General features: G+C 55.0%; 9 protein-coding genes. 3 read left to right on the top strand and 6 right to left on the bottom strand.

Annotated elements, in window-relative coordinates; all coding sequences use genetic code 11:
- Positions 1 to 53 precede the first annotated feature (53 nt).
- Positions 54 to 809 carry a 3-keto-disaccharide hydrolase gene (locus tag H7849_RS03410; RefSeq protein WP_251106585.1) on the top strand — a complete coding sequence of 252 codons (756 nt, stop codon included), beginning with the start codon at positions 54 to 56 and terminating at the stop codon, positions 807 to 809.
- 8 nt (positions 810 to 817) lie between these two features.
- On the opposite strand, the gene H7849_RS03415 is transcribed toward H7849_RS03410, so the two are convergent.
- A complete protein-coding gene (locus H7849_RS03415; RefSeq protein WP_186744143.1) occupies positions 818 to 1102 on the bottom strand; it encodes a GNAT family N-acetyltransferase in 285 nt (94 codons plus the stop codon).
- A 71-nt stretch (positions 1103 to 1173) separates the two neighbouring features.
- On the bottom strand, positions 1174 to 2157 hold the full coding sequence (locus H7849_RS03420; protein WP_186744144.1) for a UbiA family prenyltransferase: 984 nt from the start codon (positions 2155 to 2157) through the stop codon (positions 1174 to 1176).
- A 278-nt stretch (positions 2158 to 2435) separates the two neighbouring features.
- On the opposite strand from H7849_RS03420, the gene H7849_RS03425 reads away from it, so the two are divergent.
- Positions 2436 to 4148, top strand: a complete 1713-nt coding sequence (locus tag H7849_RS03425; protein ID WP_186744145.1) for a hypothetical protein — start codon at positions 2436 to 2438, stop codon at positions 4146 to 4148.
- Between the two features lie 22 nt (positions 4149 to 4170).
- Here the strand turns inward: H7849_RS03425 and uvrB are convergent, their stop codons facing one another.
- Positions 4171 to 6159: an excinuclease ABC subunit UvrB gene (gene uvrB, locus H7849_RS03430; RefSeq protein WP_186744147.1), complete on the bottom strand. Its 1989-nt coding sequence runs from the start codon at positions 6157 to 6159 to the stop codon at positions 4171 to 4173.
- Between the two features lie 191 nt (positions 6160 to 6350).
- Between uvrB and H7849_RS03435 the strand changes: the two genes are divergently transcribed.
- A complete protein-coding gene (locus H7849_RS03435) occupies positions 6351 to 9119 on the top strand; it encodes a glycoside hydrolase family 31 protein (RefSeq protein WP_186744149.1) in 2769 nt (922 codons plus the stop codon).
- 357 nt (positions 9120 to 9476) lie between these two features.
- Here the strand turns inward: H7849_RS03435 and H7849_RS03440 are convergent, their stop codons facing one another.
- The 3 genes from H7849_RS03440 to H7849_RS03450 all read right to left on the bottom strand — a co-directional run bounded on the left by H7849_RS03440 (position 9477) and on the right by H7849_RS03450 (position 14373).
- Positions 9477 to 12122, bottom strand: coding sequence for a TonB-dependent receptor (locus tag H7849_RS03440; RefSeq protein WP_186744151.1), 2646 nt, complete (start codon positions 12120 to 12122; stop codon positions 9477 to 9479).
- Between the two features lie 109 nt (positions 12123 to 12231).
- Positions 12232 to 12924 (bottom strand): HAD family hydrolase, encoded by a 693-nt coding sequence (locus H7849_RS03445; RefSeq protein WP_186744152.1) that lies wholly within the window; start codon positions 12922 to 12924, stop codon positions 12232 to 12234.
- Between the two features lie 18 nt (positions 12925 to 12942).
- Complete coding sequence (locus H7849_RS03450) at positions 12943 to 14373, bottom strand: MATE family efflux transporter (RefSeq protein WP_186744154.1); 1431 nt, start codon at positions 14371 to 14373, stop codon at positions 12943 to 12945.
- Between the last annotated feature and the right edge of the window lie 107 nt (positions 14374 to 14480).

The following is a 14480-nucleotide window of genomic DNA, read 5'->3' on the forward strand; positions in this document are numbered from 1 at the left end:
CGTCTATCTGATAGATTTACCCATGTCGCGATTTTTATGAAAGGAAAATTAATTTGATCAGTAAAAATCTTAGCCGGACCCTTGGGGCTGCCCTAGCCCTCTTTTTCTGTGCACCTCTCGCCTGGTCAGCAACAAAAGGGATTCCGCCGCACGGCCCGGCCGTTGCGCTTTTCGACGGGCACGACTTCAGCGGCTTCGACATATTCCTCAAGAGCAAAGGGTTGAATAACGATCCCGATCAAGTCTTTAAGGTGGAGAACGGAATCATTCATGTATCCGGCACCGAATTCGGTTACATCATTACCAGGCAGGAATTCCAGAATTACTACCTGAGAGCCGAGTTCAAATGGGGCGAGGGAACCTTCGCGCCACGCGAGGGACAAGCCCGCGACAGCGGCATCCTTTACAACATACAAGGCGAGCAAAAAGTATGGCCGCGATCCGTCGAGTTTCAGATCAACGAAGGCTGCACCGGCGACTTTTGGATGACCGACGGCGCAGCGCTCACCGGCAAGGACGGCCAGCGCGTCACCGGACCTCCAGGCAGCGCACTTAAGATTGATCGCTTTAACAAAGGCCCTTGGAAGAATGTCGTGGGCTATCGCGACCCCGTGAATGAAGTCGAAAAATCGCACGGGCAATGGAATGTGGTAGAGCTTGTGAACCAGAACGGCCACGTCTGGCAATATGTCAATGGAAAGCTGGCCAACGAAGGCACGGATGCCTTTCCTTCCAGCGGGAAAATCCTCTTTCAATCGGAAGGCGCTGAAGTATTCTTTCGCAATATTGAACTCTATCCCCTGAAGTAAGGTGTGGCTTACTTTCCAACCAGCGCCTTGAATTCCGGATGCTTCGCAAGAAAGCCCTGCGCAAGCGGACAGACAACATCGACTTTCAGATTGTTATCACGCGCATATTCAAACGCGGTTTGCGCGAGCATCCCGGCAATGCCGCGCCCGCGCAACTTTGGCGGAACTTCGGTATGCCAGAGCGTGATCCATCCCTGTCCATCGAGATCGAACTCCAGATACGCAGTTTCGCCCTCTTCTTCGAACTCGAACCTGTTACGAGAGACGTTCTGCGGTGAGGCGTCAGTATTCATTCCTGCTTACCATTTACAAGCTAACTTCACGTCAGTCTGTCGAGCGCTTTGTGCGATAGCGAATTCAACTCTCAATTTAGAGCAGGAAGCGTGGGCGCAAAAATGTGCTCTATCCACAGAATCCGAAAATATAGCAGAGCGCAGATGACGCAAATGGTGACAATTACTTCGACCATGAGCAAGCGATGACGGTAAAGTTTCTCCGGGTTTTGCACAGCGCTCTCAGGCTCAAATGCCATATTGAAATAGGTAGCCATCATGATGGCGATAAACGGAAAGGCGCCGATCAACTCTAACTTGTAGCGCATAACGAATGCCCCGAAAAAGAGCATGGCAACCGCGGCATAGAAAGTAATTGAGCAAAGAAGGTTGCGCTCATCGTAATGTCGAAAAGAAGCGCGGTATGCCCCGCTAACGGCCTTGTCTCCGATGTCTCGATACTCGCTGAACCGCTTCAATGCCATGAAATAACAACCGATCATCCAGTAGAAAATAAGAAGTGATGCCGGAGGTACGATTGTCGATGTAACCATGTACCAGCCAAGCAGCATGCGTAACGGATTGTTCACCGATTCTGTCACGACGTCGAGATAGGCCACGTCTTTTGTGCGAAACGGACGAATGTTATAGAAGCATCCCATGATCCACAACGACGCGAGCGCAACAGTAAAGGCATGCGAAATCGTGAGGCCGAGTGTTATACCTGCCGCCATCATGGCCAACCATTGAACGTAAGCCAACGGTACGCTCACCAATCCAAGCGCGGCAGGCCGGTTCTTTTTCGTGGGGTGAAGCCGGTCGAACGGAGCATCCAGGACTTCATTAATTACATAATTACTGCAGGCGATCAATGTAGTCGCGGCGAAACCGATCGCAAGCCTCTTCCAGAAGGCGATCGAGATCGGCAGGTGCAAAAGCGTAATAGGTACAACCACACCCGGCAGGACAAAAATATTCTTTAGTGAATGGTCCAACCGCATGATAGCGAGGTGCGCTTTGAGGATGCCCGTCAGAGTTATGGGCTTGCTGGATGTGGGAAGTGATAACGGCGGCATGCAAAGGCTCCTCAAACCCAAGTTGGCGTTCATAAAGTGTGGGTCCGCAGTTGGCGTAATACCAAAACAGCTGCCCATCTGATTCCGGTATGAGACGGAAGATCGTTGTTGCGCGATTTTTCCCGCACTCGAATGAAAGGCAATCTTTGCAGCTAAGCTACTAGGCGATGAGTCAATTTTAAAACGAAAAGTTCTGCACTGAAGTGTTGAACTTGTGCCAAGCGTGCTGCGTTTCGAAAACGCTCTAGTATCCTTTCCCAAGGAAGAGTTTCTTGCACATGCCAAGAACTGGCATTGCAGCTTCTGCAGGCAAGCGTCCGGCTTGCGGTTCAGATTCAATTCTATTTCCATGGGAAGTGGCTGGCGTTCTTATGTGGCAACGATTCAGTTTTGGGGAGAAGATTGTGCTTCTCCTGGGCCTTTTTTTCTGGCTTGCCTTCAGTATCTACGCCGCACCTGTATTTGGCGGTACTGATACTTTTCTTTTTCGTGATGCTGCCTGCAATCTTCTTCATGGTCAGGGATTCAGCACCGCATCCTTCGAGCACTCTCACAGTTTTCGGCCTCTTCTCTATGCCAGCTATACGCCACTGACCCAGTGGACGTTTCTGATTTTTGCGGCTCTCTGGCATTGTCGTCCGGCAACGGCAACGCTCTACAACTTTGTAATAGCGATAGCCATCGATCTTGCCGTGCTTGGTCTGATCGTAAGACGCATGCAGCCTGGTTTGATGCGAACAGTTGCAATTGTTTTGATCGCAGTAACTCTTCCGGTCGGATATATGGGTATTCAGGCCGAGCGTCCTGAATACATCACCTTTCTGCTGCTGCTTCTATTGCTTATCGCGTTGCGTTCTCCGTTGCCCCTCGGCAGGCTCGTTGGGTGCAGCATCATCGCAAGCCTGGCCTTCCTCGCTGAGCCTATTGGTGGAGTCTTTGGATCGGCTCTTATCGGCGGAGCGATTGTTTTAGGCAGGAATGGTCTCCAACGAAAGAGCGTCGGAGGGGTTGTCTCACGTCTGGCAATTTCAGCAATCGCCTTCCTGATCCCTATCGGAATTGTCGTCGGCGTTTATCAGCATAAGGATCACGCAAGCGTTGCCAGATTTATTCATCAGGCTAAGGTCGGCGGGTTGTCGCGGAAAGAAACGGATGATGGCCGAATACATTCTGCAGACTTAAATAATGGTTCAGTGGCCCCAACTGATGAGACACATCGGCTTGGTGCGGCAGACAAGTATGTCGATGCGTTGCGCTTTATCAAGGCTCTCGGCCCCCTGCAAGAGGGCGTAGAGCTATCTGCCATGATTGTCGTGCTGATCTGGTTGGTTCTGCTCGTCCGATCGAAGGGCAATCGCTGGTCGATTGCGGCACTTGCATTCGCAGGCCTCGTTCTTTTCGTGGCTGTGTTCGGGGTCTTCCCCCTGCAGCCAAATTATCTTGTCTTGACGCGCTCGCTGTTTCCATTTGTCCTGCTGTTTGATTGGGCTGGCTGTAGAGGTGCGCTACGCACTGAAAAAGTAATTGAGATAGTTACGGTTCTAAATCTGATAGTGCTGCTGCCTGGACTTCTTCTTGTCTCACTTATGCGCCTGGAGGGCCGGGAGAGCTATCTGGTAGCGCAGAAGCAGGTAGCGCTACTCAAGAGTTATCTGACCTCACATACCGCTCAGAATAATGTAGTGTTGGCGCCTTCTACGCACTACTACCTGTATAAAGAGGCATTTCCCAATCTCTATAACCCGAGCTATCTCTCATCACAGCATGACATGAGCCAGGTAGTCGCCATTGCCAATTGCGATACTGCCTCCCCATTCTTCATACCCGGAACAAAGCCCTTGCCGGAGGGTGTGAATCCAACAAAGTTTAAACTCTTTGACTCAGGATCTCCGTCGGTGAGTGTGACCCTTCTGCATCGAAAGCTCATGTCCAAGAACTGGACATGGTCCTGCGATCTTTATGTGTCGAAATCGCTGGAGAAACCGCAATGACCGCAGCCCATGTCCTGCAACCTCAGCTGAATAAAAACTCCTTCGTCCGCAATTCCTTCACCGTGTCGCGAAGCTTCGCCGCTTTCTCAAACTCAAACTTCTTCGCCGCCTCGCGCATGTCAGATTCGAGCTTGCCAATATAAATTTCCAGCTCTTCCTGCGACTTGAACTCCGGCATCGTGTCGTCTTCTTCGGTCAAATCGGCATAGTCGGCCTTCAGAATCTGCGCCAGCGACATTTCCGTCGCTCGGATGATCGAAGTCGGCGTAATCCCATGCTCCTCGTTGTAAGTCCGCTGCACTTCGCGCCGCCGCGACGTCTCACCCATCGCCTGCTTCATCGAATCCGTAATGCGGTCGGCATACAGAATCGCGCGTCCATTCACATGCCGCGCCGCGCGTCCAATTGTCTGAATCAGCGACCCCGCCGAGCGCAGAAACCCTTCCTTATCCGCATCCAAAATCGCCACCAGTGATACCTCCGGGAGATCGAGCCCCTCGCGCAGCAGATTAATCCCGATCAGCACGTCATACTCGCCCTTCCTCAGATCGCGCAGCAGTCGCACGCGCTCCAGCGTCTCAATCTCCGAATGCATGTAGCGGCAGCGCACGCCAACCTCCGCGTAATAGCCAGCCAGGTCTTCAGACATGCGTTTCGTCAGCGTTGTCACCAGCACGCGCTCATTCTTGGTTGCACGGTCGCGAATCTCTGCCAGCAGATCGTCAATCTGTCCGCGCACGGGCCGGATCTCCACCTCAGGATCAACCAGCCCCGTAGGCCGGATAATCTGCTCGACGACAACCCCCGCCGACTTCGTCAACTCATACGGCCCCGGCGTCGCCGAAACATAAATCAGCTGGTTCGTCCGAACCTCAAATTCATCAAACTTCAGCGGACGGTTATCCACCGCCGAAGGCAGCCGAAACCCATAATCCACAAGGTTCTGCTTGCGCGATCGGTCTCCATGCCACATACCATGCAGTTGCGGAACCGTCGCATGCGACTCATCAATAAAGAGCAGGTAATCGCGAGGGAAATAATCCAGCAGCGTCGGCGGAGGCTCGCCCGGCAGTCGTCCGGAAAAATGCCGGGAGTAATTCTCAATCCCGTGGCAGTACCCCACCGACTTGATCATCTCCAGATCAAAGCGCGTCCGCTGATGAATCCGCTGCGACTCCACCAGCCGTCCCTGCGACTCAAGTTCCTTCTCCCACCACGCCAGCTCTTCCAGAATCGACGCCATCGCCGTATTCTTCTTCTCCGGCTTCACCACGTAATGGCTCTTTGGATAAATCGGCAGCCGCGCAAACTTCTGCTTCACCGTCCCAAACAGCGGATCGATCTGCGCCAGCGACTCCACCTCATCGCCGAAGAGCTCAATGCGATACGCCATCTCGTCGTAAGTAGGGAAGACCTCGATCACATCGCCGCGCACCCGAAACGTTCCGCGCCGGAAATCAGCTTCGTTGCGGTCATACAGAATCTCAACGAGCTTTTTGGTAATGTCCTCGCGCCGGACCTTCTGCCCTTTTTCGAGCAGCAGCAGCATGCCGTAATAAGCATCCGGATCGCCGAGGCCGTAAATGCACGAGACAGACGAGACGATAATCGCATCGCGCCGCTCAAAGAGCGACCGCGTAGCCGAGAGCCGCAGTTTGTCCAGCTCTTCGTTGATCGTCGCTTCCTTCTCGATATACAGATCGCCCGAAGGTATATAGGCTTCCGGCTGATAGTAGTCGTAGTACGAGACAAAATACTCAACCGCATTCGACGGAAAGAACTGCTTGAACTCGTGATAGAGCTGCGCCGCCAGCGTCTTGTTATGCGCCAGCACCAGCGCCGGGCGGTTCAGCTCCTCGATGATTTTCGCCATCGTAAAGGTCTTGCCCGACCCGGTCACACCAAGCAACACCTGGTGCTTCTCGCCAGCGCCGATGCCGGAAATAAGTTCCTCAATCGCCCGCCCCTGGTCGCCGCGCGGCTTGTAATCACTCACTAACTGAAAATCCATTAAACCCTCAACTCTTCATGGTAAAAGAAAAATGCTTGTCATTCTGACCCTGAACAGAGTGAAGGGGAAGGATCTGCTTTTTGCATCGATCAGAACGAAAAGGTGCCCCATCCTGACTCAGTCACGGTGGGAAATAAACCAGCCTCCGTGACCTGGCACCAACTCAACAAGGCAATTTATTCTGAATAGTTATGAAAAAAAGCGTGCTTCTCTGCCTTCTGCCCCTCCTCGCTTTTTCTTCCCTCGCGCAAACAGCAAAGCCGACATCGACGACACCGCCTGAAGCCAGCTACAACCCAGTCGCCGACCCGCAAGCCATCGTCACGTACGGCAACGCCCGCTTCACGGTTCTCACACCGCAACTCATTCGCATGGAGTGGGCCGCAGATGGCAAGTTCGAAGACAAACCATCCTTCGTTTTCCTCAACCGCCGCCTGCCCGTGCCCAAATTTACAACTGGGCAGGAGACGAATGGTCTTGGCGGAGGCGTCACGATTGACACAGGGGCGCTGAAGCTGGTTTATGGTCCAAGTGACGGTTCGAGAGGAGGCAAATTCACCGCCGACAATCTCAGCATCACCTTCACCCTCGACGGCAAGCAGGTCACCTGGCATCCCGGCATGCCTGACACCGGCAACCTGCAAGGCACAACACGCACCCTCGACGGCGCATTCGGCAGCAAGACGAAAGAGCCCATCGACCCGGGCCTCATCTCCCGCGACGGCTGGACACTCGTCGACGACTCAACGCGCCCGCTCTTCGATTCCGACAACTTCAACTTCACACAAGGCGAAAACAGCCCGTGGCCGTGGGTAATGCTGCGTCCCGCTGGTGACCGCCAGGACTGGTACTTTTTCGGTTACGGCCACGACTACAAGCAAGCTCTCCATGATTACGTCGAAGTCGCAGGCCGCATTCCGCTGCCACCACGCTTCGCCTTCGGAGCATGGTGGTCGCGTTACTGGGCCTACAGCGATCAGGAACTCGACGACCTCGTTCGCGGCTTCCACGAGAACGACGTGCCCCTCGACGTCTTCGTCATCGACATGGACTGGCACTTGAGCGACGTGCAGCTCGAGGCCATGCACGAGACCGATCAGTCCGGCCACCGCCTTGGTTGGAGCGGCTATACCTGGAACCCGCTCCTCTTTCCCGATCCAGGCGCATTCCTCAAGAGTCTCCACGACGAAGGCCTGAAAGCCACGCTCAACCTGCATCCCGCCTCCGGAGTGCAGCCGTGGGAAGCAGCCTACCCCGCAATCGCAAAGGCGATGGGCATCGACCCCGCAACGAAGAAATACGTGCCCTTCGACATCACAAATAAGAAGTTCGCGACGAACTACATGGACCTGCTTCACCACCCGCTCGAAAAGCAGGGCATCGATTTCTGGTGGCTGGACTGGCAGCAGGAAGCCAACACGCAGACTCCAGGGGTGAGCCCGACCTGGTGGCTCAACTATGTCCACTTCACCGATCAGGAGCGTGAAGGCAAGCGTCCACTGCTCTTCCATCGCTGGGGCGGACTCGGGAACCATCGCTACCAGATCGGCTTCTCCGGCGACACCATCTCCGTGTGGAATTCGCTCGCCTTCCAGCCGTGGTTCACCGCCACGGCCGCGAATGTTGGCTACGCCTACTGGAGCCACGACATCGGCGGCCACATGCCGGGCGCCGTCGATCCCGAACTTTACATGCGCTGGATTCAATTCGGCATCTACAGCCCCATTCTGCGCACACACACAACAAAGAATCCCGACTCCGAGCGCCGCATCTGGGCCTATCCCGAACCGTACTCCGGCATCATGCGCGACAGCTTCCACCAGCGCTACGCCATGCAGCCGTATATCTACACGGAAGGCCGCCGGACTTACGACACGGGCGTAGCCTTCCTGCGCCCGCTTTACTATGACTGGCCCGAGGCCGACGAAGCCTACACGAATAAGGACGAGTACATCTTCGGGCAGCAGATGATCGTCGCGCCCGTCGTCAAACCCGTCGACAAAGACTCGCAACTTGCTCAGGAAAGTGTCTGGATTCCGCAGGGCGAATGGATCGAGCAGCCCACCGGCAAGCACTTCACTGGACCCCAAACAGTAGAGCGCAGCTTCGCCATCAACCAGATTCCCGTCTACCTCCGCGCGGGAGCCATCGTGCCCATGCAGCCGCCGATGCAGTACACCGGCCAGAAGCCAGTAGACCCGCTCATCCTCGAAGTCGAGCCGCTCGCCGACAACGCGAAGTCCAGCTACTCCGTCTATGACGATTCGAGTAAAGGCGAGGACTACAAACGCGGAATCTGCGCCTGGACTGATGTCGACGCCAAGCAGTCCGGAGACGACTTCACCATCGAAGTCGCACCCATCCGCGGAAGCTACCCCGGCATGCTGCGTGAGCGCGCTTACGAAATCCGCCTGCCCGGTGACTGGCCTCCGGAATCTGTCACCGTCAACGGCACAAATCTGTCCTTCGCCATGTACAGCGACAAGCCGAGCTGGCACTACGAAGGCAATACACTGACGACGGTCATCACCGCGCCGCGCTACTCGGTCGACCAGCGCGTTACTATCCACGTCTACCGCGCTGCCGGATCGCTAGCATCGCGTTCTCAATTAGACGGGTTCGCGGGAGCGGAAACCCGTCTCCGCGCCGCCTATGACACGCTCAACAGCCTGTCGCCTTTCACCTGGTCTCCGAATCAGCTCATCGACGCATGCCAGACCGGTGACCGCCTTAGCTACAAGCCGCAAACCGCAAAACAGGAAATTGGCCGCTTCCCGCAGGTCTACGCCGAGGGCATGGCGCAGGTGCAGGATCTGGTCACCAAAGCCAGCATCCCGGACGAGGAACTCCTCCAGCAACTCATGCAACACCACGGCAACGGCGCAACAAAAGAGCGGGCTCAGGCCTACCGTTCCTCACTCGACCGCGCCCTGATGCTACTGAAGGACGGCAAACAGTAGCCGCCGAGTCAACCGCACACGACTGTGATCCTGCCCCTGAGTGGAACGAAGGGGCAGGGCCTGCTTCTTGTCCCGGCAGGCACAAAGAAATACCTGTCAAGCCCACAAGGCTAAATATTTCTTATAACTCGCTGATTTTAAAGGCAATCTTCCCGCGTAAATCTGGCGTATTATCCTCACAAACCAGCTACAATAGAAATAGAGAGGCAAGCTTCGGGAAGCTTGCCTCTTTTCTTGGTCCATTGATTCCCGTAAATTCCTTAGAATCAAGAATTTGTCGAATGCATAAACGGCTAAATCCTTTGTTTCCAAGAATTTAACCATTTTATAGGGGTGTCTCTCACCCCAAAAGAATGCTCAGAAGTTAAACCGCATGGCCACCTGCATCCTTCGCGGAGGATACGCGCTCGTCACTTGGCCAAAGTCTTCACTGCCTTCGACGGTATCAACGAACGATCCATTTGGATGATTCAGCACATTGAATGCTGAAGCCGAGAGACCAATCGTCGGGCTCTTGTCCAGTTCCTTCGGATGCAGCTTGAAATCGTATCCCCAGCGCAAATCTAGATCGGCATAATCCGGTCCAATCTCAGAGTTGCGTGGCACGCCATCGGGACGAGCGTTGAAGAGGTTTGTGCCGTAGGCGTCCTCACCAGTCGTAATGGTCCACGGCTTGCCGGTATTGGCGAAGATGCCTACGCCAAGATTCAGCAAGTGCTCGGGGTTGAACATGCCATAGAAGCCGAAGTGATGCCGCTGTTCCCAATCCGCCGGGCCCCATTCCGCGCTCGGCTCATATTGGTTCTGCGGAAACCAGTAGATGCCGCTGGTGTTATTTCCATAATGGCTCCATGTGTACCAGGCAAAGCCGGTGAAGTATTTGTTAAAACGTCCACGATAGTTGATGTCCAGAGCCGTGCCGTTCTGTTCGCCCTCGGACTGAATCTGCCGCAGCTGCGATACGTCAGCATCGGGACGCTCTGTGTAGTCGGGTGGCAGCGGAGCATTGATGTCCACCGAACGAAAGAGGTTCACCCCGCGATTGACGCGGCCACCGATCGAAATCGTACCTTTCTCGCCGACTTTTCGATCAATGGAAAGACCATAGTTGATCTGGTAAGGCGTTTTCAGATTCGGCGCGCGTTCGACGAGCGATGGCGGCAGCGCAGCCAGATTGGCGCAGTCTTGGATGGGGTTGCAGAGCGGCTGTTGCTTCGAGGAGACCTGCAGCAACCGCAGCGCAGCATATTCATAGCGCGCAAGGTCGGCCAGTGGTCCGGAACCGGTGCGGTCGTAATAGATGCCGCCGCCGCCACGCACCACCATCTCGTGCTCCTTGTTGAGGACGAGCGCAAAGGACAAACGGGGCGAAAAGTTGTTCACGTCACTGCCGAGAAAGTTCTGCCAGTCGTAGCGAAGACCCGGAGTGAGCGAGAACCTCGACGTCAGCTTGATCTGGTCCTGAAAGAAGCCGCCAACCTCCTGCTGGTGATAGACAAAGCGAGTCTGGCCCTGCTGAATCGAGAAGCCCGAAGGAATTCCAGCCTGGTAGTTCTGGATGGCGGTAGCGATGAGCGTTCCGTCTGCCGCATAGGTTGGACCATAAGTATAAGTACCTGCGGAATTGGTATGGTCTTCCAGGACGCGACGGCTCAAGTGCGGCAGGTTGATGCCAAACTTCATGTTGTGCGGTCCCTTTGTCCAGGAGACCATTTCGTTGGCGCGCAGGTTGTATTCGGAACGCACCTGCTCATCCTGCGCGCTGCCGCCGGTAAAGTTACCCTGCACGCTGACCTTGGGCGCGTCTGTAGCGTTTGAAATCGGATCGTAACTTCGCTCCAACACGATCGACGCTTGATTCAGGATCGACGGGGAAGCGATGTAGTCGTCATGAAGGATGACGTCGTCCTCACGCGTTTCTGTGTTGTACCCAGCTTCGGGTAGTGTTTGGTTGCCGACACCTTGGTTGGTATTTGTTGCATCCTGAAAGGCGTACATGATGGATGCAGAGTTCTTGTCGTTGAACTGGTGTCCCACGCGCAAGGAGAATTCCGTGTCTCGCGTGGGAGCAGCCACGTTCTCGTTGAATATGCCGTTGGGGTTGTCCTGTGTCGGGACTACGTTTGCGTTCACGACTGCGTAAAGATCTTCTTCAGCGCGATTGAACGAAAAGAGGAACGATGAATTCTTCGCATGCCAGAGCGGTCCCGTTAGGTTGCCCTCGTAGATGCGGCGCTGTTCTGGCGGTTTGCTCGGGGCGAAATCGTTCTGCGCATTCAGAGCGGCATCGCGAAACAGAAAATTGAATTGGCCGTGATACGCGTCCGCGGCCTGCTTGGTGATGATCTCAATCTGTCCCCGCCCTGGGCGGTAGTATTGCGCCGAGTACGGATCCTGATTGATATGTACTTCCTGCACGGCTGAAGGAGAGACTAATGCACGGTTTGCTTCGACACCATCCACCATTAGACCTGTTCCAGCAGTCGAACCCTGGCCCGCGTCTAGGAAGTTGCTCATTGCAGTCACATAATCGTTATCGAAAACGGGCATCGCTTTCAGGTCGTCCGCGCTCAAAACGGCGGTGTCGCCGTTTTCATCGGAGGCCGTCAAATCCACATCCGTATTCCCATTTACCTCAACCTGGGTCACAGCGGCGGCGACAGAAAGGGCGAAGCTTAGCGGAGATCCGGCCGTTGCTCCTACGTGGATATGCTGCGTAGCGGTCTGGAATCCCTGCAAGCTGACAACGAGCGAATAATCGCCCTTCTGCGGAGGTTGAATGCGAAAGTTTCCTGTCGAGTCCGTGGTTGCGGTAACCAGTGCCGCTCCTGTTGCATCGGTGAGCTGCACCTGGGCGCCAGGGATGATCGCTCCTGTGGTGTCCGCCACCGTTCCGCTGATCGTTGCGATCGCTGAACTGGCAACTGGGGCCGCAGGAGTATCGACCGCGGCATGGGCGATTGGCGAGACAAGAAGGGCAGAAAGAAAGGCAGTGCGCAGCAAGGCGGAATCTCCTTCAAGCGAAAATAGGACTTGCAGAATTTGCCAGTGGTCGAACCAGTGCGAGTCCGTTTTCAGAATGCTAAATAGACGTTTCACTTCCGAAAACGATTTATTTTTCCATCTTCGCAGTATCCAGCGCAGAAATCCAGTCTTTCGGAAAATCGGCCAAATAATCGGATGGTATGGATTCCACCGTGTGAGAGGAGAGACCATAGCGGCAGCCGATTGCCCAGGTTCTGGCCCGCCGCGCCGTCAGAATATCCACGTCGGAGTCGCCAACCATGACGGTCTCTTCAGGCTGTACTCTCGCTTCACGGATTAGAGTGGTCAGTCCTTCGGGGTCCGGCTTTTTGGTCGCAAAACTGTTTCCGCCGTAAATCCGAAAGAAATAAGGACTCAATCCCAGGGCCTCGCAGATGGCTTCGGCTGGTCGAACGGGCTTGTTGGTTAGCACCGCGAGTTGCCGCCCTGTTTTCAGGACGTCGAGCGCAGCAAACACCCCGTCGTAGACGTACGTGTAATCCAGCTTGTGTATCCGGTAGTGATTCAGGAAGGAGGTCAGTGCGCTTTCTACGAACTTCTCATCGTCAGGATCGCCGAGCGCGCGGCGGACCAGCATCCCGGCGCCATCGCCAATGTACTCGGAGATAATCTCTTCCGGGAGCGGCTGGCGATCGAACTCCGTGAGCATTGCGTTGATGGAGTTGGTGAGGTCTTTGCGCGAATCGATGAGCGTGCCATCAAGATCAAAAACAATCAGTCGAATTTTGTCCGCAGGAATGGGCTTTGGTTCATGCGCCATAGATCCAGTGTAATGGCGTCAGATCTTCTGTTGCTTCCAGCGGCCACGACGGAAGAGAAGCACGCTTGCGCCAGCAATGGAACACTCCGAGAGGACGATCGCGAGGAACACGCCGAATTCGTGCATGCCAACTCTAAACGAAAGCCACCAGGCCAGCGGAATTTGCAGCATCCAGAAACCGAAGAAGTTCACAATGGTCGGTGTGATCGTATCTCCGGCGCCATTGAATGCCTGCAGCATCACCATGGCGTAGGCGTATCCGATGTTTCCGTAACTTAATATGCGAAGCGCCGTAGCGGCAATCGGGACCACTGCGGGGTCCTGAATGAAAAGACTCACAGCCGGCGTCGCAAAGAAGACAAAGAAAATGCCGATGCTTCCGAGGAAGATCACATTGTAAAGACCCGTGCGCCATACTGACTTTTCTGCCCGGTCCGGCTTCTTGGCGCCCAGGTTCTGCCCAACCAAAGTAGCAGCAGCATTACTCAATCCCCACGACGGCAGAATGATGAAGATAAGGATGCGGATGGCGACGGTGTATCCAGCAAGAGCGCTTGCGCCGAAGAACGAAATGATGCGCACCATAGCGATCCAGCTCGTGTGTGCAATGGCAAACTGTAAAATCCCGGTGATCGATACACGCACCAGCCGCCACAATACGTCGAGATGAATTCGAATGTGTCGCATCATCACATGAATGCGTTCTGTACCCTTCAGCAGTCGATAGATCTGATACAGCACTCCGATGCTGCGGCCTGTAAACGTTGCTAGCGCAGCGCCCGTCACTCCCAGCTTTGGAAATGGCCCGAGGCCGAAGATGAGGCACGGATCGAGAATGAGATTGATAATGTTCGACACCCAGAGCAGGCGCATCGCAATGGCCGCATCGCCCGCCCCGCGAAAAATCGCGTTATTGAGGAAGAGCATGACGATCGCCCCGCAACCTCCTAACGCAATTCGCGCGTAGCCTGAACCCGTGGCAACAAGCTCCGGCGATGCTCCCATGAGTTGCAGGAGGCGCGGCGCAAAGACAAAAGAAGGAATTCCGATCGCCAGAGAAATCAGCAATCCGAGGAAGATTGCCTGCACGCCTGCGATCGCAGCGTTTTCCGGATCTTTCTCGCCAATGCGGCGCGCGACCATCGCAGTAGTCGACATGGCCAGGCCAATGCCAACCGCAAACACTAGCGACAGCAGCGATTCGGTCAGGCCCACGGTTGCCACTGAATTTGCTCCGAGACGACCGACCCAGAAGACATCCACGACAGCAAAGAGCGATTCCAGTACCATCTCCAGCACCATGGGAATCGCAAGCAGAATGATTGCCCGGTTCAGGTTGCCGGCTGTGTAGTCCTGATGCGAACCGCGAAGTGCCTCACGGACGGAAGCCCAAAATGACGGTTGCGCAGCACCGGCGGTTTCTGTGGCGGGTTGGAAGGAGGAGTCCATAGATGTTTTTAGTCCGAGTGCTGGCGCAATCGGCGTTTTCTGTGCGGCCGTGAACCGACAAACCTTCCAGCGAGTGTACAGGTAATTCGTGACGGCTTGGTCAAATT

Origin of the sequence: Alloacidobacterium dinghuense (genome assembly GCF_014274465.1) — a bacterium.
GTDB lineage: Bacteria > Acidobacteriota > Terriglobia > Terriglobales > Acidobacteriaceae > Alloacidobacterium > Alloacidobacterium dinghuense.

Bases quoted from the DNA above. Each gene is read 5' to 3' on its own strand.
- H7849_RS03415 (WP_186744143.1), bottom strand. From the start codon at position 1,102: ATGAATACTGACGCCTCACCGCAGAACGTCTCTCGTAACAGGTTCGAG.
- H7849_RS03420 (WP_186744144.1), bottom strand. From the start codon at position 2,157: ATGCCGCCGTTATCACTTCCCACATCCAGCAAGCCCATAACTCTGACG.
- H7849_RS03425 (WP_186744145.1), top strand. From the start codon at position 2,436: ATGCCAAGAACTGGCATTGCAGCTTCTGCAGGCAAGCGTCCGGCTTGC.
- uvrB (WP_186744147.1), bottom strand. From the start codon at position 6,159: ATGGATTTTCAGTTAGTGAGTGATTACAAGCCGCGCGGCGACCAGGGG.
- H7849_RS03435 (WP_186744149.1), top strand. From the start codon at position 6,351: ATGAAAAAAAGCGTGCTTCTCTGCCTTCTGCCCCTCCTCGCTTTTTCT.
- H7849_RS03445 (WP_186744152.1), bottom strand. From the start codon at position 12,924: ATGGCGCATGAACCAAAGCCCATTCCTGCGGACAAAATTCGACTGATT.
- H7849_RS03450 (WP_186744154.1), bottom strand. From the start codon at position 14,373: ATGGACTCCTCCTTCCAACCCGCCACAGAAACCGCCGGTGCTGCGCAA.